Source organism: Peptidiphaga sp. (assembly GCF_057238965.1).
Map to the genome: position 1 here is coordinate 37,694 of NZ_DBHHEV010000004.1, position 23,028 is coordinate 60,721.

The 23,028-nt window shown below is 62.2% G+C and carries 25 protein-coding genes; 7 read left to right on the forward strand and 18 right to left on the reverse strand.

The window, feature by feature from the left end; translation table 11 throughout:
• The 8 genes from ACO48X_RS01185 to ACO48X_RS01220 form a co-directional block, all read right to left on the reverse strand.
• Nucleotides 1-260: tRNA-guanine transglycosylase (locus ACO48X_RS01185; protein ID WP_484999748.1), on the reverse strand; the 260-nt coding region annotated here is incomplete at its 3' end.
• A complete protein-coding gene (locus ACO48X_RS01190; RefSeq protein WP_484999750.1) occupies nucleotides 257-1,036 on the reverse strand; it encodes a queuosine precursor transporter in 780 nt (259 codons plus the stop codon). The genes ACO48X_RS01185 and ACO48X_RS01190, both read right to left, overlap by 4 nt.
• A gap of 167 nt (nucleotides 1,037-1,203) precedes the next feature.
• On the reverse strand, nucleotides 1,204-1,761 hold the full coding sequence (locus ACO48X_RS01195; protein ID WP_484999752.1) for an HNH endonuclease signature motif containing protein: 558 nt from the start codon (nucleotides 1,759-1,761) through the stop codon (nucleotides 1,204-1,206).
• Nucleotides 1,758-2,321: a hypothetical protein gene (locus ACO48X_RS01200; protein WP_484999754.1), complete on the reverse strand. Its 564-nt coding sequence runs from the start codon at nucleotides 2,319-2,321 to the stop codon at nucleotides 1,758-1,760. The genes ACO48X_RS01195 and ACO48X_RS01200 overlap by 4 nt, the downstream gene beginning before the upstream one ends.
• Nucleotides 2,322-2,720: 399 nt before the next feature.
• Entirely contained in the window at nucleotides 2,721-3,659 is a 939-nt protein-coding gene (locus tag ACO48X_RS01205) for a DUF4261 domain-containing protein (RefSeq protein ID WP_484999756.1), read from the reverse strand.
• A gap of 562 nt (nucleotides 3,660-4,221) precedes the next feature.
• A complete protein-coding gene (locus ACO48X_RS01210; protein ID WP_484999758.1) occupies nucleotides 4,222-4,773 on the reverse strand; it encodes a gluconokinase in 552 nt (183 codons plus the stop codon).
• 129 nt (nucleotides 4,774-4,902) lie between these two features.
• Entirely contained in the window at nucleotides 4,903-5,586 is a 684-nt protein-coding gene (locus ACO48X_RS01215; protein ID WP_484999760.1) for a CYTH domain-containing protein, read from the reverse strand.
• Nucleotides 5,587-5,791: 205 nt separating this feature from the next.
• A complete protein-coding gene (locus ACO48X_RS01220) occupies nucleotides 5,792-6,976 on the reverse strand; it encodes an MFS transporter (RefSeq protein WP_484999762.1) in 1,185 nt (394 codons plus the stop codon).
• 345 nt (nucleotides 6,977-7,321) lie between these two features.
• Between ACO48X_RS01220 and ACO48X_RS01225 the strand changes: the two genes are divergently transcribed.
• The 5 genes from ACO48X_RS01225 to ACO48X_RS01245 all read left to right on the forward strand — a co-directional run bounded on the left by ACO48X_RS01225 (nucleotide 7,322) and on the right by ACO48X_RS01245 (nucleotide 12,213).
• The gene (locus ACO48X_RS01225) at nucleotides 7,322-7,699 is read left to right on the forward strand and encodes an ArsR/SmtB family transcription factor (protein WP_484999764.1); all 378 of its coding nucleotides are present in this window, start codon (nucleotides 7,322-7,324) and stop codon (nucleotides 7,697-7,699) included.
• A gap of 241 nt (nucleotides 7,700-7,940) precedes the next feature.
• Nucleotides 7,941-9,194 carry a threonine ammonia-lyase IlvA gene (gene ilvA / locus ACO48X_RS01230; RefSeq protein WP_484999766.1) on the forward strand — a complete coding sequence of 418 codons (1,254 nt, stop codon included), beginning with the start codon at nucleotides 7,941-7,943 and terminating at the stop codon, nucleotides 9,192-9,194.
• Between the two features lie 393 nt (nucleotides 9,195-9,587).
• A complete protein-coding gene (locus ACO48X_RS01235) occupies nucleotides 9,588-10,193 on the forward strand; it encodes a 1-acyl-sn-glycerol-3-phosphate acyltransferase (RefSeq protein ID WP_484999768.1) in 606 nt (201 codons plus the stop codon).
• A gap of 502 nt (nucleotides 10,194-10,695) precedes the next feature.
• Nucleotides 10,696-11,463 (forward strand): TetR/AcrR family transcriptional regulator, encoded by a 768-nt coding sequence (locus ACO48X_RS01240; RefSeq protein ID WP_484999770.1) that lies wholly within the window; start codon nucleotides 10,696-10,698, stop codon nucleotides 11,461-11,463.
• A gap of 159 nt (nucleotides 11,464-11,622) precedes the next feature.
• A complete protein-coding gene (locus ACO48X_RS01245) occupies nucleotides 11,623-12,213 on the forward strand; it encodes an NAD(P)H-dependent oxidoreductase (protein ID WP_484999772.1) in 591 nt (196 codons plus the stop codon).
• 3 nt (nucleotides 12,214-12,216) lie between these two features.
• On the opposite strand, the gene ACO48X_RS01250 is transcribed toward ACO48X_RS01245, so the two are convergent.
• The 4 genes from ACO48X_RS01250 to ACO48X_RS01265 form a co-directional block, all read right to left on the reverse strand.
• On the reverse strand, nucleotides 12,217-13,203 hold the full coding sequence (locus ACO48X_RS01250; protein WP_484999774.1) for an LLM class flavin-dependent oxidoreductase: 987 nt from the start codon (nucleotides 13,201-13,203) through the stop codon (nucleotides 12,217-12,219).
• Between the two features lie 52 nt (nucleotides 13,204-13,255).
• Complete coding sequence (tatC, locus tag ACO48X_RS01255; RefSeq protein WP_484999776.1) at nucleotides 13,256-14,176, reverse strand: twin-arginine translocase subunit TatC; 921 nt, start codon at nucleotides 14,174-14,176, stop codon at nucleotides 13,256-13,258.
• A 78-nt stretch (nucleotides 14,177-14,254) separates the two neighbouring features.
• On the reverse strand, nucleotides 14,255-14,521 hold the full coding sequence (locus ACO48X_RS01260) for a twin-arginine translocase TatA/TatE family subunit (RefSeq protein ID WP_484999778.1): 267 nt from the start codon (nucleotides 14,519-14,521) through the stop codon (nucleotides 14,255-14,257).
• Nucleotides 14,518-15,228, reverse strand: coding sequence for a twin-arginine translocase TatA/TatE family subunit (locus ACO48X_RS01265; RefSeq protein WP_484999780.1), 711 nt, complete (start codon nucleotides 15,226-15,228; stop codon nucleotides 14,518-14,520). Before ACO48X_RS01265 ends, ACO48X_RS01260 begins: the two co-directional genes overlap by 4 nt.
• 916 nt (nucleotides 15,229-16,144) lie before the next feature.
• On the opposite strand from ACO48X_RS01265, the gene ACO48X_RS01270 reads away from it, so the two are divergent.
• Nucleotides 16,145-16,672: a hypothetical protein gene (locus ACO48X_RS01270; protein ID WP_484999782.1), complete on the forward strand. Its 528-nt coding sequence runs from the start codon at nucleotides 16,145-16,147 to the stop codon at nucleotides 16,670-16,672.
• Between the two features lie 67 nt (nucleotides 16,673-16,739).
• Here the strand turns inward: ACO48X_RS01270 and ACO48X_RS01275 are convergent, their stop codons facing one another.
• Both ACO48X_RS01275 and ACO48X_RS01280 read right to left on the reverse strand, forming a co-directional pair.
• The gene (locus ACO48X_RS01275; protein WP_484999784.1) at nucleotides 16,740-17,000 is read right to left on the reverse strand and encodes a hypothetical protein; all 261 of its coding nucleotides are present in this window, start codon (nucleotides 16,998-17,000) and stop codon (nucleotides 16,740-16,742) included.
• A gap of 663 nt (nucleotides 17,001-17,663) precedes the next feature.
• Nucleotides 17,664-18,095: a hypothetical protein gene (locus tag ACO48X_RS01280; protein ID WP_484999786.1), complete on the reverse strand. Its 432-nt coding sequence runs from the start codon at nucleotides 18,093-18,095 to the stop codon at nucleotides 17,664-17,666.
• A gap of 244 nt (nucleotides 18,096-18,339) precedes the next feature.
• Between ACO48X_RS01280 and ACO48X_RS01285 the strand changes: the two genes are divergently transcribed.
• Complete coding sequence (locus ACO48X_RS01285) at nucleotides 18,340-18,498, forward strand: hypothetical protein (RefSeq protein WP_009198183.1); 159 nt, start codon at nucleotides 18,340-18,342, stop codon at nucleotides 18,496-18,498.
• Between the two features lie 264 nt (nucleotides 18,499-18,762).
• Here the strand turns inward: ACO48X_RS01285 and ACO48X_RS01290 are convergent, their stop codons facing one another.
• The 4 genes from ACO48X_RS01290 to ACO48X_RS01305 form a co-directional block, all read right to left on the reverse strand.
• Nucleotides 18,763-19,587 carry a hypothetical protein gene (locus ACO48X_RS01290; RefSeq protein ID WP_484999788.1) on the reverse strand — a complete coding sequence of 275 codons (825 nt, stop codon included), beginning with the start codon at nucleotides 19,585-19,587 and terminating at the stop codon, nucleotides 18,763-18,765.
• A gap of 371 nt (nucleotides 19,588-19,958) precedes the next feature.
• Nucleotides 19,959-20,639, reverse strand: coding sequence for a hypothetical protein (locus ACO48X_RS01295; protein WP_484999790.1), 681 nt, complete (start codon nucleotides 20,637-20,639; stop codon nucleotides 19,959-19,961).
• 266 nt (nucleotides 20,640-20,905) lie between these two features.
• A complete protein-coding gene (locus tag ACO48X_RS01300) occupies nucleotides 20,906-21,799 on the reverse strand; it encodes a hypothetical protein (RefSeq protein WP_484999792.1) in 894 nt (297 codons plus the stop codon).
• Between the two features lie 670 nt (nucleotides 21,800-22,469).
• Nucleotides 22,470-23,028: hypothetical protein (locus ACO48X_RS01305; RefSeq protein WP_484999794.1), on the reverse strand; the 559-nt coding region annotated here is incomplete at its 5' end.

Here is a 23,028-nt window from a genome sequence, read left to right on the forward strand (position 1 = left end):
CCGGGCCAGTTCATGAATTTTCCGAGCCCGCCGGCTTCGTCGACGATGTCGGAGCCCGGCTGCAGGTACAGGTGATAGGCGTTGGCGAGCACGGCCTGCGCGCCGACGTCGGCAATCGCCTCGGGCGCCACCGCCTTGACGGTGGCTTTGGTTCCGACCGGAACGAAAGCGGGTGTGGCAATCTCGCCGTGCGGGGTGGCCAGCGCTCCCGTGCGGGCAAGCGGGTGGGCGTCTAAGCGGGCTCGAATCTCAAACGTCATCTCGCAATCTCCTTGCCGTCGGCCTTCGAAACCCCCTCTTCGCACGAAACCCGCTCTTCGCACGAGGCCTTCTTTTCAGGGGAGGATTTCGCATACGCGGGGTCCGTCTTCTTGACGAATCCGATGACGGCGTAGGTCAGCGGCAGGAAAACGGCTTCGACGCCGACTTTGTAGGCGAAACCGACGAGCATGAGGTTGAAGATCGTGGCCCATCCCGCGTTCCCGGTCCACGCGATGAGGCAGAAGACGGCGGTGTCGGCGGCCTCTCCCACCACGGTCGATCCGAGCAGGCGCGCCCATAGGCGTTTCTCTCCGAACGCCTTTTTGATCTTGACGAGCACAAGGGAGTTGAGGAGTTGGCCCGCGAGGTATCCCAGCAGCGAGGCGGCGACGAAGCGCGGCACCTGGCCCAGAACCGCTTCAAAAGCCTCCTGGTTCTTGTAGTCGGGGTCGGACGGCGCGATCTGAACGAGCCAGAAAGTCAAAGACGCCAGAATCTGAACGACGAATCCGGTGACGATGACTCTGCGCGCCCGCCGAAAACCGTAGACTTCGGAGAGGACGTCGCCGAGTATGTATGTCAGCGGGAAGAGGATGGCTCCGCCGTCGAACACCAGGTGCCATGAAAAGCCTCCGAGGGCTACGTCTACGCCGATGAGTTTCGTGGCGGCGATGTTGGACAGCAGAAGGAATGCGACGAAGCATACTGCGACGATGTCGAAGTATCCTAGGCGGGCATGACGGTGGCTCACGGAGAACTCCTTTAAACAGGGCATTCGGTGCGGGATGCGGGGGTTCGCCCCGCGCTGCCACCACGGGGGCCGGTTTGAAACCGAGACGTCGAATCGCTCCGCCGTCCTCGTAGAGTGTAGCGCCGCACGCGCCCGACGCGAAGCCTGAACTCGCGATCGCCGTGCGGTCAATCGTCTTTCGCGGCCCATCTTCACACCCCATGCCTTCGCGTTCCAATGACTCTTCCATCTGGCCGGGTGAAGACGAATCCGCCTTCGTGGTGGGCGACGGTCGTCATCTCGCGATGGACGAGGGCATGGTGATGCCAACACAGGAGGACGGCGTTGGCCAGGTCTGTCGCGCCTCCCTTTTTCCAGGGCAAGGCATGGTGGATCTGACCGTGCTGGATCGTCTCCGAGCACCCCGGGTACCGGCAGGTTCGATCTCTGGCGATTACAGCGCGAGTCTGCCCAGGTGTGAACAAACGCTTGCTTCGCCCCGCGTCGAGAACTTCCCCGGTCGGAGAGAGCACGATGCGGCCAATCGAAGAGTCGCATGCCAGCCGGGCAAGCTGAGACATCGACAGTGCGGTTCCATCGTCAAAAGCGGCCGGCTCTGCTCCGGCCAAAGCCTTCAGATCGATTGCAGAGGGAATGACCGCCAAGAGGGGGCCGAGCTTCTTCCGTTGTCGGCGAACCTTTTCCAGACACGCGCCGGCCCGCCCCTGACCGCCCGTCTCGACGCACCGCCCTGAAGCATCGCGGTTCACACCGTCATTGGCCCCACCTGCTTCGACGGCGCCGACGCCGCGCGCGTCGACGCTTCCGGTTGCTGCGACGCCGCTTTTGAACATTGAGAGCGAACTCTCCAGAGAATCGTTTGCGCCGAGGGCAGGACAGCCGCCGACAGCGTTTTCCAAGCGCATAAAAGTCGCCAGGGGAACATGAACCGACAAATGCGGGCGGCTGCAGCAGGCGACTGCCCCGAGGCCTTCTCGTTCCAACGGACCAGCGTCCGCTCGCCCGAAGCGCGCCAACTGCCCCTTTCTCCAATCGCAACGAGCCAGCGACCTCGCACCGCTCCCAGGCGCGAGGCCAGTCCTGCCAACGCCTCGGCACCGGCAAGAAGCTCCTCGTCAGAAGCCTTTGACACGTCCAGACCGGCCAAAACCGAAATGTCGGCCTTCAATCCGTTCACAGACTCACCCACACCGGATTTTCGACCCCGATCGAACGCTCTTCCACCGCCTCCGGCGCAGGCAAAGCCTTGAGAAAGCGCCACCCTAGCCGGGCAAAGAACGCCCGGCACATCGACGTCGTCGAGAGTCATTGTGCCCGCCTCCTTCCGCGAGATCCCCGGCGTCACCCTCTTCTCCCATTGTACACGAAACTTGATATAGTTTCAATTTTTTGTTCGATATTTTCTATTGCTTATTCGCAAAGTCGACCTTTGCAGGACGTCCGACGACGACGCCTCCGCACCAGCCGCGCGACCTCCACCCGCACCAGCCGCGCATCACACACCGTGCAGCCCCCACCGCCAGACCCCGCACACAGAGGCCACCCGCACACAGAGGACAAAGGCCCGAGCAGCCCTGGAACGAACGCATCGGCGGTTCATTGTGGAGTTTTTCGCTCTCAAAGGCCCGAGCAGCCCTGGAACGAACGCATCGGCGGTTCATTGTGGAGTTTTTCGCTCTCAAAGGCCCGCACAGCCCTGGAACGAACCCTAGAACCCGATGTGCAAAACCGCCGCACGGTCGGCCGGGCTCACAGCCTGCGAAATCGCCAGATCCTTGCCGTCGCGATACCCGACGCTTTGCCCGGGAAGCAGGAAGGCGTCGGCAGAAAGCAGATAGTCGACCACGTTTGAGAGCATCGCATAGACCTCTTCTTCGCTGTGCAGGGACCCGACCACCTCAAGGTCGAGATGCCCGAACAACGGCAGTCCCAACGTCCGGCCGTAAACGAGGTCCGGCTTGGACACCCGGATTCCCACCCACAGCGGGATCGGGGCCTGCCCCTTGCTCAAGAGGTCCGCAAGTTCGACAACCATCCGCGGAGGCTGCACGACGCCGAGCTCCGGCCGGAAGAGCCCCACCGCAGACTCCTCACGCATGAGGGCGTCGGCCACTTCCGCGAGAACGACGTGCGCGGTCAGCGCGCGCCGCCTCAATCCGACCTCGCGAGGAAGCCCCTTCAGTTCCGCGATCTCCTTGCCTGTGAAACCCGGAATCCCCGATCCGCCCGCATCCGCCGCCCGATCGCCGACTTCGCCTCCCGAACCGCCGGGTTCTCGCCCAAAGCCTCCCGTTCCGGCCTCAAAGCCTCTCGCCCCAGCCCCAGAACCTCCCGCTCCAGCCCCAAAACCGCCGATGTCCTCCATCGGCGCGAAGCAGGTCAAGGCGACATGAAAACTGTGCGCGGGAAGCCGCCCCCTTTCTGGCACGGCTTCCCCCGGAACAGGGCTCAGCAGCACGACGACGTCGCGCAGCGCAAATCGCAGAATGCTGCCGCCCTCCTCCCATTCGAAGGCGACGCTCTCATTCCACAGCGTCCCCACGCGCGCCGCAGCCGCCTCAAGGTCGATGGGGGCGGTGAACAGAGCAGTCGCGGAGAGAATCTCCGAGGCGTCGGGATGGATCATCGAAACGGGGAACTCGGTCATGCCGCTCTCCTATGCCGAAACGGGTCGAAACCACGGGAACAAAGGGAAACCGCCGGAACAAGTCGAAACCGCCGCAACGGGTCGAAAGCGCCGCAATGAGTCGGGATTCGGCCGTCTAGGCCGACGGCGCTTCGACAGACCGCCAACGCCTTGACAAGCCGCCGCCATTTCGACACACCGCCAACGATTCAACAAGACAACGCTTCGACAAGCCGACGGCGTCGAGCAGAGCGGCTTCCAGCCAATGCCGGGCAACGAAAACGCCGAAAAGGCGTGGACGAAGAGAAAAGCAAAGACATAGATAAGGCTGGGTGGTTCGAATCGACAGCAGCGGAAACGAACCACCCAGCCAATTGGCAAGGAATCCGGGATTCCCACACGCTCACCTCATTTGGGACGGATGCGTCTTGCCATTGCGCGCACCCGATGGGGGCGCAAGCTCTATGAAGTTGTGCTGTTCTAATGGTATACCGCAGACACGCGATCCGCAGCAACCGTAGGTCTAAAAGTTTAGGCACTTTCGACCGACATCACAAATCGACTTAGCCGACAGTGAAATTCATCAGAGGTCTGCCAGGCGCGTGTAGACCTCGACGAAGACTTCTTCGGGAGTTCCGGGGTTGTCGACCACGAAGCCAAGTTCGTCGTCCTCAAGCCTCTCCAAAGTGGCGTACTGGTTGGACAGCAGCGAAGGGTTCATGAAGTGCCCTCGCCTCTTTTCCATCCTCTCCGCGTTGAGGTCCTCGGGCGGCGCAACGTGCGCGAAGACGGTTCGAGCGCCGTTTTCACGCAACGTGTCGCGATACTTGCGCTTGAGCGCGGAGCAGGAGACGACGGTCGAATGGCCGACGGCGTTCTCCGCCCGCATCCAGTCTCGAATTGCCTCGAGCCATGGCTGGCGGTCGGCGTCGTCGAGGGGAAGTCCGGACGCCTGCTTGTCGCGGTTCGCCTGCGTGTGGAACTCGTCGCCCTCGGCGTATACGTAGCCGAGTTTGCCTCCGAGCATCATGCCGATCGTTGTCTTTCCAGAGCCCGCAACGCCCATGACAACGATGTTGACGGGCCCTTTCGCCCGCGGCGGCGCTGGCAAGTGTGGGATGTCGGATTCGCTCATCGCTTCCTCGCTTTCGCTTTTCCGGCGGAGTCGGCGCCCGCCGCATTGCTTGTACCGTGTCTACGGTATCCCATTGCGAAGGCCGCGGGTATATGGGCTTGTCAACTTTGACGCAATGCACGCCCCAGTTCAGCCCGCGCCCTTCCCAGGTCCGCCGCCGTCGCCGTCCAAGTTCATGAAGTGCGGGCCGCGCGCAGCGAGTTCGAGGGCGTACATCGGCCCCCAATGCCTCCAGGGCGCCTTTGACAAGTAGTCGTTGGTGAAGCGCATGTCGTCGGAGACTTCCGTGACGCAGAATTCGGGGATCTTCAGGTCGACGACGGGTGCGAGCCTCTCGCATTCGGCCACGATGAGCCCCTCGTTCTGGCCGGCGAACACGTCGAATTCCCAGCCGTCCTCGTCGTACCAGAGCGAATAGCGATTCTTCAAGATAACGGTGGGGCAGCGCCGGATGATCTGGGTTGCCACGGCGAGGTCCAAGCTGGATTCCATTTCGTAGCGCTCACCTTGGACGGCCGGCGATTTCACCGCCATCGAGGCGGAGGCCTCGTCTTCGGCGTCGGCCAGAAGCCCGGTGAGAAGCCGGCGTTCGTAAGCGCCCAAATAGTCCGTCGCCTCGTCGAAGGCCGGGCACTCGACGGCCCTTCCAGGAAAGGCGATCCTCACGCGCACGGCGTACCCGTCCTCGGCGAATACGTACGCCTGAACGATCACCTGCTTCGAGCCGTGCAAAACCACATCCTTCGGCAGCGCGCGCACCAAGAACTTGCGCTCGAACTCGAATTGAAGGTCGACGTCGTCGGAATCGCTCATATCTCAAGGATACGGAAGTCGGGCGAAGGTCTCACGGGCAATCCACGCTCTGACGGCGCCGACGCCCGGCGAAGCCGTCCGCCCGCAGTCCACGAAGGATTTCGACAAGATGCCGCGGATCGTTGCGCCACAGGTTCCGCAGAGCCGCCACGCCCACAGGCATCCGCGGACGACGGCGAACTTCCGTCCGAGAAGCGCACTTGCCCTACTCCGAGTCTCGTTTAAAAGCTCCGCCGAGCGCATACACACCAAGCGAAACGGCGTAGGCAACGACGGTGAACACTGCGACTCCGCTGTATCCGGTGAACCTGGACAGCAGGTAGCCGCCAATGGCTCCGCCGATGGTGGCGCCCGCATACATGGCGGCGCTCGCTAGCGACGACACGGTGCCTCGGGCCAGATCGGTGTGACTCTGAAGCTCGCTCATCAGCACAGGGAACAGAAAACCGCCGACGAGCATCGCCACGGCCAGGACGATTACGGCCACCCACATATTGGACACGAAAGCAGTGCCGAGGTAAATGGCGCCGAGGGCGATGATCCCGAACAGAAGCGAACGCCTTTCCCCGAGGCGTGCAACGAGCCGCGACCCCGCCAAGGAGCCGATGGCGTTGCCAAGGCCGATGATGATCATCGCCGTGCCGATCGCGTTCTGATCGGCGCCAAAGTCTTTTGCCAGCCACGATCCAATGAAAGAAAGGGCGGTGAAGTTACCGGTCTGGAAGAGCAAGTATGCAATCAGCGACATCAGGAGAGGGTGCGAACGGGCGACGTGTGCGTAAGGCGCGAAGAGTCTGCCGCCGGAGGCCGCGGGCGCCACATTCGGGAAACCCTTATAAAGAATTGTCCACAGCACGGCGCTGGACGCGGCAATCGCGAAGAATGGAATGCGCCATCCCATTGAGGACAAGAAGGAAGCGATCGGGATGCCCGCCACTTGGGCGATCGCAAGCCCCGCAGTCGCATACCCCATGGTTTTGACAATTGCTTTTGGCGGCACGGTCACCGGGATCGACGCCCAGATCTGCGGTGCGACGAAGGCGGCGGCAACGCCCGCAAGCGAGCGTGCGGTGAAAAGCGACCAGAAACCCCACGTGCAACCGCAAGCCGCAGTGAAAACGCCGAATCCGACCAGCCCGGCAAGCAAAACCTTGCGGCGGTCCAGACGATCGGAGATGGGACCCGCAATGAGAGCAAATAAAGCGTAACCGAGAGCATAGGCTGAAACGAGCCAACCGGAACGAGACACGCTCACCCCGAATTCCCGTTGAAGCAGGGGAAGCAGCGGAGCCGTGAGGAACGTATCCGTGCCGATGACGAATAAGGTGGAGAAGGAGAGCAGGCGCATCGTGGGTTCGGACGCGGGCGTGAACTGCGAAGGGACAGTCATAAGTGCACCTTTCAGGCTGCCCCACAAGCCGTGGCTAGACGGCCGGACGCACTCCAAAGGGCGAGCCAAACTTGCGGATCGGGAGCTCGGAGTCGCCAACGCGTGCCGACGACGGCGCCCCCTATCTTCATTTCGAAATTTCTCGAAATAATGATCCGTCCGCGCTTTCGCAGCTGTCAAGGGCTAACTCACGTCAGTCGCCCTTGGCGGGCCCCGTCATTGAGGGAAGGCCGCTCCACCGGGCCGTTCGCATCGATGCACTCAGGCAGGCCCGCCCGTCATTGAGGGAAGGAGCACCGCATCTGCGACGGTAGACTCGAGTCGAAGTCGACGAAAGGTCCAGCAGTGGGGAAAGAGAAGCTGTATCATCCGGCTCGGGACGCCATCGAGCTTGACGGCGTCCTGAGCGCGCTGTCCGACCCGATCCGCCGCGACATCCTTCGGAAGATCGCATGCAACGGCCCTCAGGTTTGCGGCGATTTCGACTACGACGTCGCACCGTCGACCATGTCCTACCACTGCAAAGTGCTCCGAGAGTCGGGGCTCGTGCACACCGAGGCGATCGGCAAGCACCGGCAACTCACACGCCGCGACGAGGCCATCGAAGCCCTCTTCCCCGGCCTTCTCGAGTCCGTGGGGCTGCCTCCCGGCCAGGGGCGGTGGCCAGAGCACACAGAGCACACAGAGCACAACGAGGACGCTGAGACCCAAAAGCGCCCGTAGCGCCCAGGACACGCTGAGTCACAAGAGTCCAATGGGCGATGTCCGCCCCTCCTCCCGAAAACACGAATCCACCCGCCTCGCGCGAACAAGAGTACCCGGGTCAGCAGATCGACAGCAGCTAAAGGGGCCGAAAGAATCAGGCAGACCGAGAGGTTCGGAAAGCTCCAGGTAGCGGCGGGAAAGCCGGGATCCTCCGCGGACGAATCCACACCGGCGCGCCGGGGGTGGCAAAATTGCCCCTATGGACAATCAGCTTCCCACCGGAGTCGATGTGGTGGTCGCCGCCCAGACCCTCGGTTCGACGATCCGCCGCACTCCGCTCGACATGTCGCTTCGCCTTTCGGGCATTCGCAATCAGGACATTCTGCTCAAACGCGAAGACATCCAGGTGGGCCGCTCCTACAAGGCCCGCGGCGCGTACAACTTCATCTCGAGCCTGAGCGCCGACGAGCGCGAGGCGGGCGTTGTGTGCGCATCGGCCGGAAACCACGCTCAGGGCGTGGCCTTCGCGTGCAGGCAGTTGAAAATCCATGCCAAAGTCTTCCTGCCGTCCACAACCCCGCGGCAGAAGCGGGCTCGCATCGCGGACATCGGGGGGCGGTGGATCGAACAGGTCATCGTGGGCGCGACTTTCGACGAGGCCTCCGCGGCGGCACAAGAGCATGCGCGCGAGCACGGCGCGACCTACGTCCACCCCTTTGACGACCCGCGCACAATCGCCGGCCAGGGAACCGTGGTCAAGGAGATATTCGAGCAGGCGTCCGAGCCTCCGGCGGCCGTGGTCGTCCCCGTGGGCGGCGGCGGCCTCCTGGCGGGAACCGCGATCTGGCTGCACACGTTCCACCCCGAGGTGAAGGTCATCGGCGTCGAACCGGAGGGCGCGCCTTCGATGCGTGCGGCCCTCGACGCAGGGCATCCGGTCACCCTGCCCCGCATCGACGGCTTCGCCGACGGCACGGCGGTGGCGCGGGCCGGAGACATCACCTTCGAGATCGCGCGCCAGTTCGTCGACGAGATCGTCGTCGTCCCAGAAGGCGCCCTGTGCACCGAGATGCTCGAGCTTTACCAGGTCGAGGGCATCATCGCCGAGCCGTCCGGGGCATTGGCAAGCGCCGCCGTCGCCCGTTTCCTCCCCGACCTTCCCGACGGCCCGGTCGCCTGCGTGGTCTCGGGCGGAAACAACGACGTCTCGCGCTACGCCGACATCGTGGAACGCTCGAGCGTCTACGAGGGGCTACGCCACTATTTCCTCGTCACCTTCCCCCAAAAGCCCGGGGCGCTCCGCCATTTCCTCGACGGCGTGCTGACCGACGGCGAGGACATCGTGCTTTTCGAGTTCACGAAGAAGAACAACCGCGAGACTGCGCCCGCCCTTGTCGGCATTGAAATCCAGGAGCCGGAGCGGATCGGCGAACTCTTGGCCCGCATGGAGGAATCCCCTCTGAGCATCGAAAAGCTCGAGCCGGACTCCCCGGTGTTCTCATTCCTCCTCTAGCGCGTCCTCGCCTCCTCGTCTGGTGCGCCCTCGCTTCCTCTAACGCGCCCTAGCTTCCTCTAACGCGCCCCGCGCCTCCTCGTCTGGTGCGCCCTAGTTTCCTCGTCTAGTGCGCCCTCGCCTCCTCTAGCGCGCCCCGCGCCGGCCGAGTCACCTTCGGCGCAATGGGAATCTGCGCCAGCAAGCAGAGCGCGCCCCGCGCCGGAGGGGTCGCCGCCAAAGTTGCCCGGTCGCGCCGACGCCCCGCCGCCCCGGGGCACTGTCCGATCGGAACAGGCGTACGCCTCGGCGTCGCCCGCCGATCCCGTCCGGCCGCCGCTTGGCTTTTCCGAAGGCGGCGCGCCGCTCTAAAACGACGTAAACTACGACGAGAAGGACAAAGGAAGGACTCCCATGGGCCTGAAGAAATTCGTCGCCAAAACGTACATGCGCTTCTCGCGATGGACCTGCGTCACCGATCCGCTTCCGGAAAAGGTTGTTCTCATCGGCGCTCCGCACACGTCGAATTGGGACGGATTCTTCATGGTCATGGCATTCTGGTCGATCGACCGGGACTACAAGTTTCTGGTGAAAAAATCGCTCGTGAAAAATCCTTTCACGCGCCCCTTTATCAGGCTCGCACACGGAATAGCGGTCGATCGCTCGTCAAGCAACGGAACCGTCGGCTCGATCGTCGAGGAAGCGAAGAACAGCGAGGAATTCGCCCTCGTCATCGCCCCGAAGGGAACGCGCGCCAATCGCGAGTATTGGAAGTCCGGCTTTTACCGCATCTGCCTTGAAACGGGACTTCCACTTCAGCTGGGCTTCGTGGACAGGCAGCGGAAAGAATACGGCTGGCGCCACAGCATCGTTTTGACGGGCGACGTCAAAGCCGACATGGAGAAAATCCGATCCTTCTACGAGGGCAAGCTCGGCAAGCGGCCGCAGTACAGCAATGTTCCCAGGCTTAGGGCCGAGGACGACGCCGAAGCGCGCGAACACCTGCTGGGCGAAAAGTAGGGGCGGTTCAATAAAAAGGGCTCAGACACCGCGCTAACTGTCAGTTTCGCGCAGTGCCAAGCCTCAATCCCTGCCACCGGCGCGCGGATGCCGCATCGCCGTTGACTCACTCCAAGACGTCCAGAAAACCGGACGTCCCGAGACCATTATCTGATACGCGGGAGCGGCGCACAAGACTTCGCGAGCGCGTACATTGAGCATCGCGCCACGTTTGCGCGGGCATCACCGGTTTCGGCAGCACTCCTTGCCTCCGCCGCGTATCGCGCCGCGTTTGCGCGGGCATCTTTCGTCCGCGCGATTCGCCTCCGCTGCCTATCGCGCCACGCTCAGGCCCTCACCGTCCTGTTTCGGCGCCGCGCTTTGCCTTCGCCGCAAATCGCGCCGCGCTCAGGCCGGCATCGCCCCGTTTCGGCGGTTTGCCGCGCTCGCTTGCGCAACACTGCCCGGCGCGCGCCCACGCTCTACGCTTGCCGATTTAGGTTAAAAGGATTAACCTATTGCCATGGGCACATCCATTTCAATCCATTCGCAGGCCGCGTCGGCGAAACAGAAAAAGCTTCCGGAACCGAGCGCGCGGCCGAAACGCGGCGAAGCGTCCGGCGACAAACGGCGGACGGACACACGAACCCGTCTGGCGGCGGCAACCGTCGAAATCATTGACGCCTCAGGCTGGCCCTCGGTGACTCTGGGGGCCGCGGCGAAAGCGTGCTCGATCTCGACTCCTGCGATGTACAAACACTTCCCAGACAAGGCGGCTCTTTTCGAGGCCGCGCAGGAGGAGATGTCCGGCAGGCTCGGCGCGCTCGCGGACGCAGCGGCCCACGAGAGCCCCGTCGATTCAATTTTCGACATCGGCGAACGCCTCATCGTGTATTCGGAAGAGCACCCCAACCTCCTCGAATTCGCGTTCTTCGGCCCCTCGAGCAACAACACGTCCGCCGTCGACGCCGGGGCGGGGGCCCGCTGGGAGCTGCTTGCCTTCGTCCACCGTGAGATCGGGCGGCTCGTCGAGTCCCAGTCTCTGCCCCCGTGGCGCAGCGCCGACGAAGCCGGGCGCGACCTGTTCGTGAGCCTATGGTCTTTCATTCAGGGCTACTCGAAGCTCGTGACGTCCGGAACCGTTCGCCATCGGAGCGCTTTTCTCAAAGCGGCGTTGAGGTCCGTGCTGTCGATTGCGACGGCGCAGACCTCCGCCGAAGAGCCCCGGAGCCCGGCGGAAGAGGAGCAAGCAGCCCATGAAGAAGGGGGAGATTGCGTCGACAAGAAATGAGCAAACGCAGAAAACCCGAATCGACCCGGCAGCTGAATGCCAACCTGACAACCGAATGCCAACACGGCAAACAAATCCGATGCGGACAGGCCGGCGCACGAAACACATGGAGCGATGTGCCGCAAACCGTTCCGCACTGAGACAAAGAAAGGAAGAACAATGTCTCACACCCTAGTCGTTTACGGCCACCCGTACAGTAAATCCTTCAATCACGCGATCCTCGAGGCGGTCACGGCCGGCCTAGACAAGGCGGGCAAGAATTACAAGGTAATCGACTTGCACGCCGACGGCTTCGATCCAAACTACTCGACCGAGGAGCTGTCCCTTTACAAGAAGGGCGAAACGGCCGATCCGCTTGTCACCGCGTACCAGAAGCTGGTCGACGAGGCGGACTCCCTCATCGTCCTGTCCCCGATTTGGTGGTCCTATTTGATGCCCAATGTCAAAGGGTTCTTCGACAAGGTCATGAAAAAGCCATGGGCCTACATCGACACCAAGACCGGGCTCAAGGGCAAACTCCAGCACATCGGCAAATCGTGGGTCATCACCACCGCCATCGCGCCGAAGTGGTATCTGCGGCTGTTCGCGGGCAACCCGATCAAGGGAACGTTTATTTCCACGGTCATGAAGTCACTCGGATTGCGCAATGTCCGTTGGACCCATTTCGGCCAGGTCAACAAGCAGGGCGGCGGTCGCCACGAGAAGTTTCTGCGCGAGATCCGGGAACAAGCCGAGAAGTTCGGCGTTTGAGGCTCAGCGCGCCGACCGGACAACCGCTTGGGCGAGGAGGTCGAGGCCTCGCTCCGCCTGAGCGGTTCCGGGAGAGAGGTTGACGAGCATGACCTCGTCGGCGCCCGTCGTCGCCTCGAATCCGTCGAGGAACCGCTTGGCGTCCCCGCCCGTGCCAACGGCCGTATACTTCAGCATCCCGACGATCTGGTCGGCTCTGCCGGACGCAATGTAGGCGTCTAGATCGGCGTCGGAAATCTCCTCGGCGCCCTTGGCGAACATCCTCACGCGACGCCGAAGGACCTCGGCATGCTGGACTTTCGCGGCCTCCTCCTCATCCGCCACAATGAAATTCGCGGCGGCAATCACGTAGGGTTGCGCGCACTGCTCGCTGGGCCGGAAACGGGCGCGGTAGACGTTGATCGCCTGCTCCAGCATCTCCGGGGCGAAATGGGACGCGAAGGCATACGGCAAGCCGAGCGCGGCGGCCAGCTGCGCGCCGAAAAGCGAGGATCCGAGGATGTAAAGCGGCACCTTGGACCCCCGCCCAGGGTTGGCGTTCACGCCCGGCGTGACCGTCGCGTCGGCGAGGTAGCCGCGCAGCTCTGCGACGTCGTCGGGGAAATTTTCGGCTGCGTTCGGATCCCTCCTCAGGGCGCGGAGCGTTCGCGGGGCAGTGCCCGGCGCTCTTCCCAGGCCCAGGCCGATGCGGCCGGGATAGAGGGCTTCGAGGGTGCCGAATTGCTCGGCGACGATGAGCGGGGCGTGATTGGGAAGCATCACGCCGCCCGCGCCAAGCTTGATCTTCGAGGTTCGCGCGGCCACATGGGAAATGAGCACGGCCGGCGCGGAGGAAGCGATAGTCGGCATGTTGTGATGCTCGGCGTACCAGATGCGTTCGAAGCCCAGGCGCTCCGCCCGCTGCGCCAAAAGAACGGACCGGGCGAAGGCGTCCGAAGGCGTTTCGCTCGGTCCGACGAAGGCCAGATCGAGGAGAGAGTATACGGTCATCGCGGTCCTTGGGTCGCAGTGTCGTTGGAAGTCGTTGTGTCTGCCTTTCATTTTATTCGTAGGCCGGCTCGCCGGTAAGGCCGGTTCGCTCTCCGCTTCGACGACGCGCCCGAATTCTCTCGTTGGCCCAGGCAATGAGGACCGCGGCCAGGTAGAGCCCGATGAGGACGAAGGCCTGGACCGTCATCGGCCACGGGCTGGGCAGGGGGTTGGCGATCGCCGCGAAGACGAAGGCGAGGACAACCGCCCAACGCCACGCGCCGAGCATGCGCCGCGCGCTGAGAAGTCCGAGGAAGTTCAGCGCCGTCAACACTTCGGGAACAAGGAAAGAGATCCCGAAAGCGAGGACGAGCCGGGTGTAAAACGTGACGTAGGAGCCGGCTTCGAGCAGCGAATAGCTCCCGTCGGGGACGAAGCTCTGGAGAATTCTGACGGCGTGGGGCGCCATCCGGACGGCGCTGAACGCTCCCGCGGCGAAGAGCGCGACGCCCACGCAGCCGAAAGCCGCGCCGTAGGCCTTTTCGCTGCGCTTGAGGCCGGGGCCGATGTACGCGCCGACCTGATAGATCCACCAGGGGCTCGAAACGATCGCGCCAATCCACAGAGACATGCGCATTTTCAGGTCGAATCCCGCTCCGATCGTCTGGAAGTTGATCTGCGTGCGGGAATCCTCGAGCGCGGTCAGCGGCTCGAGGATGAAATCGAGCACCGGTTCATAGAGGAACCAGCCGACGACGGCGCCGACGCACACCCCTGCCAGCGATCGGATGAAGCGCGAGCGAAGCTCGCCCAAGTGGCTGGCCAGGCTCATCCTGCCCTCGGGATTGCGGCGTCGATCCGCCAGAAAGCGCAGCCTGCCGAGGATGCGCCGCCGGCCGCTCGCATCGAACGGCCGTGCCCTTGCTGCGCGCGGCTTTTTCGTGCGCGGCCTTTTCGGGTGCGGCTCTTTCGCGCGGGCTCCGTCTGCCGTCATGTCACGCTTCCTGCCGCGCGGCCTCGATCTGCTTTCACGTTGCGTTTTCCGCTGTGCTTGTGAACAGGGAACCTTGCGTCAGGCTCGCCCGTCGTCGGACGACGGTCCGTTCCCTTCGGGCGACTTTTGCTCGCCCGCGGGCGGCCCCGCAGGCGCCCGCCCCTCGTGCGCAGAGGAGCCGGACGGCTTGGCGGCGGAGGCCGAATCCTCGTCGTGGAATTCCCGCATCTCCTTCCGGAGCACTTTGAGCGACTGCCCAAAGTATTTGGCGACGTCGGGCAGCTTCGAAGCGCCGAAGACCACCACGAGAACGACGACCAGAACAATGATGTGCGAGGGTTTCACAGTTTGTCTCCTTCAATCGAGTCCCGCGCGGCAGAAAGCTCGCCCGGCGACTTTTCATTTGGCTCGGGTTCGGCTTGCGCGGCCGGTTCTTGCGGGACTCGCGCATCCAGACCTTGCGTGGCTTGGGCGGCCGGCTTGTGCGGGGCGGACGCAGCCGGTTCTTGCAGGGCGCACGCGTCCAGACCTTGCGTGGCTTGCGCATCCAGACCTTGCGTGTCGTGCCCGCCTTTCGTCGCCGCTGCGTCGGCGCCCTGTGTGGCCGCGCGCTTCGAACTGGTGCGCCTTGAGCCGGCGCGCTCAGAACCGGCGCGAGCGAAGGCCGCGGCGCTGTAAACTGCCCTTTCAGCCGTTCTAGCCGCCCTGTTCGCCCCGTCCCCGGCCGGGTCGGCGCCTTTCTCCGAGCTCGAGGGCCCCGCGCCGCCCGCGCCCGCCATCGCCATCCACGCCTCCATCTCGTCGCGCACGGCTTCGCGCACGATCCTGCGAGGGTCAAGCTGGCGGAGGTCCAAGTTTGCGAGCGCTGCGACCTCCTTCTCCGCGACGCCCAATTCGCCGTCGGCCCCTGCCCGCATGCCGGCGCTCCACTGCCGCAAGGCTTCAATTCCTTTGCGCATTGCGCGCAGGGCTTCGGCTATGTTTTTAGGGCCGAGAACGAGCGCGCCGACAACGAGGAGCACCAAGAACTCCCCGCCGCTGATTCCGAGCATGTCGGCCGCCCTTCGTCGCTTTCGGCGGCCACTGGCAGATAGCCGCCTTCCGACAGCCGGTGGCAACCGGTCGTCTTTCGACGGCCAGCGGCAACCAGCCTCTATCCTTCGCCGTCCCCAACGACTTCGAATGTGCGGGAGGACTCCGTCATCCGATTGCGTCGCAAACGATCCGCACACGATGCTACACGCGTGACCGCTCCGAGCACGACGAAGCGCCCGCTGAAGAGCCAGAAGCAGAGACGACGGCGGCCGCATTGTGAACTGCAGCGGCGCGTCGGCCCTCGCTGTGCACTGACCCCGCTGCAGTACGCCGCGGCCCAGGCAGCGGTGCAGCAAGCCCCGCAGCAGGGCGGCAGGCCCCGCAGCAGGGCGGCAGGCTCCACATCAGTGCGCCAGCCCAAGCAGCGGTGCGCCGATCTCCAGAGCAGTGCGCCGACCCAAGCACCGACGGCGAGAGGACGACGAAAACTTCCCATGAAACACAAAATGAAAGCTCTTGCATTTTTCACACTAGAAAACATTTCTATAGGCTTTGCCAAACACTATAGATGACCAAATAACTGCTGATACGTAGGCGATTCTTCACCGATGGCTTGCCTCCGCCGGGACGTGTTTCAAGGAGTTTTCCGCGTCATCACTGACATTGATTACACTATTGCATGAGGTTTCCCATTTTGGGGTGGACAACCGGCTGAATCCCTGTAGGCTATACATGTGGCAACACTGTAGATCCTACAGCCGCCACAGGCCTCCCGAGGCGCACGGCCACATCCACGGCTGCTCGCCAACCCGGTATGCGACTGTCAAAGCCGCATACTGACCTCATGTCCGCATCCATTTGTCTACCTATTTTTCCTCACTGTTGCATTTTTGCTGCCTCAACGTCCGTAGCGGCGTGGAAAGGAGTTTGGCCGTGTCCGTGTTTCGCCTGGATCCCGATAAGTTTAATCAGCGGCTGAGTCAGTTGGAGAGCGCCGGCCAGAAGTTCGACACCGCCCAGCATCAGTTCGCGGTGGCAGCTCAGGCCATCGCCGGGGCGACGACGGGCGCTGGGTCCTCCGGGCGATTGAGCCCGCCCCCGTCTGGCTCCGCGGGGTCTTCGTCCGGCTCTAGCTCGTCAGGGTCGGGGGCGTCTGGCGGGGAGCATTGGTCGGGCATCGGAGAGCTCGACCAGTTCCATTCCCCGTTGCACTCCTCGGTGATCGTGCTGGACGGCAAGCTCTCGTCCATCTCGCGCAACCAGAAGGCCGCCATCGAACGCATGCGCCGGGCCTTGCACAGCTTCCTCGAATTGAACGAGTCCGAGAAGAGCGCGTACTTGGGGCGGTTGCAGGCCCTGGATACGAAGTTCACCTACCGACGCCCCGAGGAGATGTCCGACATCATCAAGAGCTACAACCAGGCTCGATCCGCCTTTGAGGCGTTTTCCAAAATCGTCTGAGGGACGCGCGGCCTGACAGACAAGTCCACATTCACACATCTACGTATTCACCAACACCTACGCTCATCTATTGCGGGAAGGAGCCTGTTATGGCCACGCCGAATGCGGACCGGCTGCATGGGATTGAGGATTGGCGCACGAGCGCGATCGAGGATTCGTTTCGCTTGTTTTCCTCGGTCAAGAGCTCTTTGACCGAGATCGCCGCCATCAATCGCGAGGTCGCCTCGGATTTGGGTTTGGAAGGAGGCACGGCCAACGCCGCTTGTAAGATCCTCGATGGGATCGCCACGGGCTTGTACGAGGACGCCGACAATCTCCAAAAGATCATCGACGTATCCAAAGACGCTCTGGCAGGTGGAATCCAAGCCAAACACGAAAGTGCCCAAATCCAATCGGATTTAGCAAAAATCAACAACGCTTATATTGGTAAAATAGCCCAAGGAGGCAAGAATGCCGGGTCGCAGGGTGCCTCTGAAGTAGTCGCCCAGCTTGAGGCTCAACGCAGTGTTGCGCATGCCGAGATTGAGAAGCGGGCGACGAAGACGTTGTCAACGTTGAACGGGCGGACGTTGACGGCTATTGGCGGACTTCCATTTCAAGATCAGATTCGGGCGATTTTGGGCAAGGACAATCCCAAGCTCGTTGAGCGGCTGGCACAGCATATGGATTCCCGCCGGCAAGTCGAGCCGGGGAACGGGGAGCCAAGGGCAGGGTCGGCGCCGACGCGTTCGGCCACGGACTGGCGGGCCAGTCCAGACCTCTCGGTGGGCTCTCCGGGCAGCCACACAGGCCACGTCCCAACCATAAGGGACGGAGGTTCTGCCGGCGGCGTGTCGTTGCAAGGATCGCATTACTCGCCGGTGCCTTCGGGGGTGTTCGTTCCCGGCTCGCCGACCCCTCATGCTGCGCCGATCGGCGGAACAGGGGCACATCATGATCCTCTCACGATAGGGGGCGGAGCTGTTCTCGGCGGTGTAGCCGGGTTCAGGGCCTACCAGGCCGCACGCGCCGCACGAGCGGCTGAGGCACCGGGCTCCCGGGCCGGAGCGCTGCGCTCCGGCGCGGCGCTGCGCACAACGCCGTCTTCGTCTGGCTCAATCCTGCGCGGAGCGACAACAGCGGCACGAACCCCCGCGCCCTCGTCGTCCGCTTCGCGTGGAATCGTGCGGGGCGGGGCCTCTGGCATCGCCCGGCCCACCTCGTCCTCCGGAGGGCGAGGAATCCTGCGCGGGGCCACAACAGCGGCCCGCACTCCGACCAGCTCGGCGTCAACCTCGCGTGGAATCGTGCGCGGGGCAACCACGGCCGTGCGCAAAACCACCGGCTCGTCTTCCCCTGTCGGCAAGCCCGGCAGCGCCCGAACAGAATCAACCGCTTCCCGCACGGCGGGAACGTCCTCGCGCAGCGCCTCGCCAACCCGCACAACACGACCAGACGCGAAAGGAAACGGCCGCGGGGCAGGAGCCTCAAAGGAAGGAATCGGCCGCGGGGCCGCGGCAAACGGGAAGACAACGGCCGCCCGCGGGACGAAAACTGCGGGCTTGACGACGCGAAGCGAGGCTTTGACGGCACAGGCCGGGTCGCGTGGAACGGGGGCATCCTCCTTGACGGCACGCTCACAGACGGGCAAAGCCCCACAGGCTCGGACCGGTTCGTCGTCCCGAGCAATGTCCTCCCTGACCGGACGTCCCGCGCGCAACGCAGACAAGAAGAAACGCAACCGCGACCAGACGGGCACGGACGTAACGGCCTACGAGACCGACAAGACCGTCACCTTTCTCGAAGCCGGACGCCGCACAACCGACAACGAGGACAACGCCCGCTAAACCCCAGCCGCAACAAAAACACGGGGGTCGGCACGCCAAGCGGTATGCCGGCCCCCGCGTCTTGCTTCGGAACGCGTCCCTCTCAGGCACCGTACAGAGCATCCAGGAGCGATCCACAGACCACGCCCTTTCAAGAACCTCCTTGAAGCCGCTGAGACAGACTTGAAGGGCTGCCTGCGCTCAAAGAGAAGCCTGGCACGGCATAGTTTCCGCTCTGGCAACAGGCACCCACGCCTTGGCGTGGCCAACGTCAAGCGCGCCCGACTAAGGGCGGAATCGCTTCTGCGGATCCTGCCCGGCCCCGTCCCCGAAAGCCTGCTGCTGAAGCGAGTTTCCCCCGCCAGACGACGGCTCGTAGCCGTTTCCGGCGGGCATCCGACTCTGCTGACGACGAGCGGTGGCTTTAGCCGCGCCCCGACGCCTGCCCGCGACGAACGCAAGACCAGCGATCACGACCAGCGCGCCGGCACCGACGGCGGCCCACGCCCAGGCCGGAAATCCGCCAGCCGGTGACGAGGGCGCGTCAGCTTTCTTCCCCGGCAACGACGATGAAGCCGACCCGGCGGATTCCTTCTCGGCCGTAATCTCCACCCCATAGGTAAGAAAGTCGAGGTCTTCAAGAATCACCTTGTTTCCTTGAACCTTCCCCAGACTGGACCGCGTCACTTTCCCCGGCATACTCACCACGATCCTCGTCTTAAGCCTACTCAAGTCCGTGTCGTCATCATCGTGCGCGCCATAGTACTTGAAATGGTACTGTCCGTCTCGCTCGGTCAGCTTCATTTTCCCTTTGAAAGGCTTGTCCGAGGTCACCCTGCACGTCAGATGCCCGCCGGCAGGAGTCACGTCCTCAACCTTAGGGGAGTCAATAAACGTCGCATGCGCCTCAACTATAAGTCGGACCCCTTCGCATGTTTGCTTGATTTTAGCCATGGAATCTCTCGAATCCTCGAAAGTAAAGTCAAGCTTCACATCGCCATTGGCTTGAAACTCAACCGTCCCATCAGTCTTACACCCGGCAAGGACAAACGAGACAAGGGCCAGCACAACCCCCACAAGACGCGAACGCCTTTTCACATGGACGGACATATCAGGCCTCCAGACACTCCCGGCAAAGGTGGCCGGGCACCGCGCTAAACCATACAGACCCCAGCGTAGCGCCTCCACAGGTCCAACGCATTAACCGAGGAAACAATGAGAAGCTCAACCATTGAGGCCTCCTCGGCGTCTCACACTCAGAGACAATCTACTTTGGTTCAACGTCCTTGCTTAGCAGACGCGGACCCTGACGCAAGGTCGAGAGAAGCGAGATTTTAGCGAGCCGATGCACGAACCGTGAAATCACAGACCAAGAACATCAGAAGGGCTCGAAACAGGGACTATCCTCCGCCTCCACTTGCAGATCCCCGACCTACAGACGGACCGCCAGGACGAGAGACGAGCCTTCGTCTGAAAACACCTCAGCGCGCCCGACGCCTGCCCGCGACAAACGCAAGACCAGCGATCACGACCAGCGCGCCGGCACCGACGGCGGCCCACGCCCAGGCAGGAAATCCACCAGCCGACGAGGATGCGTGGGCTTTCTTCCCCGACAGCCCAGACGACGCCGACCCAGCAGATTCCTTCTCGGCCGTGATCTCCACCCCATAGGTAAGAAAGTCTAAACTGGTAATAGTCACTTTATTTCCATTTACTTTCCCCCTATTCACTTTGACTACTTTAGCCGGCATACTAATAGTAATATTCGTTATAAAGTCACTATAATCATCATTATCCTTGTCGTGCGCACCTGGATACTTAAAATAGTACTTTCCGCCATTTTTAGTGAACTTTACGTGACCACCGAACGGTTCATTTGACGTTAAACGGCACTTAAGATGACCTTCTGGCGATGTAACATCCTCCACCTTTGGATTCTTGACATATGTGAGCTCCGCTTCGAAAGTAAGCCGAATCCCCTCGCATGTCTGCTTGAGTTTGGCCATCATCCCGTCAGCGTCTTCGAAGACTAGAACGATCTTCGTTCGACCATCACTTTGAAAGTCAATCGTTCCATCGATCTTACAACCAGTAAGAACAAAAAATACGAGCGTCACAAAGGTGACGGCAAGACACGAGTGCCTCTTCACGTGGACGGACATATCAAATCTCCAGACACCCTACCGGACAAAGGCCAAACACCGCGCTAAACCGTACAGACTCCAGCGTAGCGCCTCCACCTTTCCAACGCATCAGCAGGAAGGAAAAGAAGAGATAGGCACCGGCAACCCCTGCACTGGAACCTCAATTGGTTAGCGACCGACTTCTGATGGAGGCAACCCACAATCCGCCCCCTTACTTGAGGCACCTATTCGAGCTTCTCTCCGATGACAAACCATAGTCTCCACATCAAAAGAACAGAAGTTTCTTACACGGGGCGATGCCACCCGTCGGGATCCAGCCCGGCCCCGTGCCCGAAAGCCTGCTGGTGAGGCGAGGCTCCCCCACCAGACGGCGGCACATAGCTGTTTCCGGCGGGCATCCCACCCTGCCGATGACGAGCGGCGGCCTTAACCTCGCCTCGACGCCTGCCCGCGGCGAACGCAAGACCAGCGATCACGACCAGCGCGCCGCCGCCGACGGCGGCCCACGCCCAGGCCGGAAATCCGCCAGCCGGTGACGAGGGCGCGTCAGCTTTCTTCCCCGGCAACGACGATGAAGCCGACCCGGCGGATTCCTTCTCGGCCGTAATCTCCACCCCATAGGTAAGAAAGTCGAGGTCTTCAAGAATCACCTTGTTTCCTTGAACCTTCCCCAGACTGGACCGCGTCACTTTCCCCGGCATACTCACCACGATCCTCGTCTTAAGCCTACTCAAGTCCGTGTCGTCATCATCGTGCGCGCCATAGTACTTGAAATGGTACTGTCCGTCTCGCTCGGTCAGCTTCATTTTCCCTTTGAAAGGCTTGTCCGAGGTCACCCTGCACGTCAGATGCCCGCCGGCAGGAGTCACGTCCTCAACCTTAGGGGAGTCAACAAACCTAATCTTCGCCAGAAAAATAGTCTCAACACTTTCACATGTTCGATTGATTTTAGCCATTGTGTCTCTCGAGTCTTCAAAAGTGAAGTCAAACTTCATGTCACCCTTGGCTTGAAACTCAACTGCCCCATTAATCTTGCATCCCGCAACTACAAACGAGACAAGGGCCAGCACAACCCCCACAAGACGCGAACGCCTTTTCGCGCAAGCCAGCATGCCAGGCCATGCCCAGCCATTCTTCAAATCGGCATTCATGTTTAACCGCTCCTTCACATCGAACACCTTACCTTGCCTTCTCCAGAGACAGGACAAAGCAGACAGGGACACACCTCTTCACAGGGCGTCTCCCTTCTCTAGACGCAGCCCTAAAGGAAGCAGAGCCTCCGATTTCTGCGCGAGCGCACGATAACGCTCCAAACGCTCGGGGGCCGGTTCGCCGGCGTCGATGGGCTGCTTCACTGCGTAGCCGGACTCGCTCGCGTGGGTGCAGTCGGGAAACCAGCGTTCCTGACCAAGTTCGCCGACGCCTTCGAGGGTTCGGCCGACGGCGTCGTCGCAGCTTTCCGGATAGTCGAGGCCGACCCTACGGGGAAACCCATCAGAGCCCCAACATCTCGATCGCGCTGCGGCGAACGGCGCTGACGCGAGCGGGCAGGAGTTCGCTCTCTTCGAGCTCGACGGTCAAAGGCGGGCGTTCTTCCACAATAAGGTGCGAATCCGAGCATCTCGGAAAGCTCCGCTTGTGACTCCTTACCGCAGAGGCTTCTGTCCATCCCAAGTTTGTCGGCCTCGGGCCTTGGCTCGCTGTTCCTCCGCCCTCAACCGCAACCTTCGGTCCCCGCTCGCTCTGCCGCGACTCACGCCCCGCGACGCCGTGGCTCCGGCTCGCTATCTGCTTTGCACCGTTCTTCGACCCGTCTTGCCATCGGGGATGCCCCAAGCTCACAGGTGTTCAGGCCTGGATCGTTCCGGGCTTAGGCTCGTCGTTGAACGGCTCGCTCTCCGCTTTGCCGTTTGACGATCCGACACCGATCGAAGGTCCACCGTCACCCAACGAGCTGTCGCCGCTCAACGATTTGCTCTCTCCCGAAGACCCGTTGTCGCTCGAAGGCTCTTTATCGCTCGAAGGTTTGGGCTTGGGAACCGACAAGAAGACGACGGCGAAAAAGATTGACGCAACAATGATGACCAAGCCGCGTCCCTGACGAGCTTCCTTACAGGCCTCGTGTATTCCTTTCCTGATCACAGCACTGTCAGCATCCGCCGAGGGATAACCAACAGCGCCATTCACGTACTTCTCCACTTTGTCAGGGCTTTCGACGTCAAAAGAGTCATTGAGCACCGGACGAAGATCGCCCGTAAAGTTCCAGGCAACCGCGTGACATGACGAATACTTGTTGCCAGTCACTCCTGACTCAATCGAAGGCGGAACGAGAAACAGCCAGAAGAACACGGTGACCGCCGCCAAAGCAACGGCGCTCCGCGTAATCAGATAGGCCTTCTTAGACAAT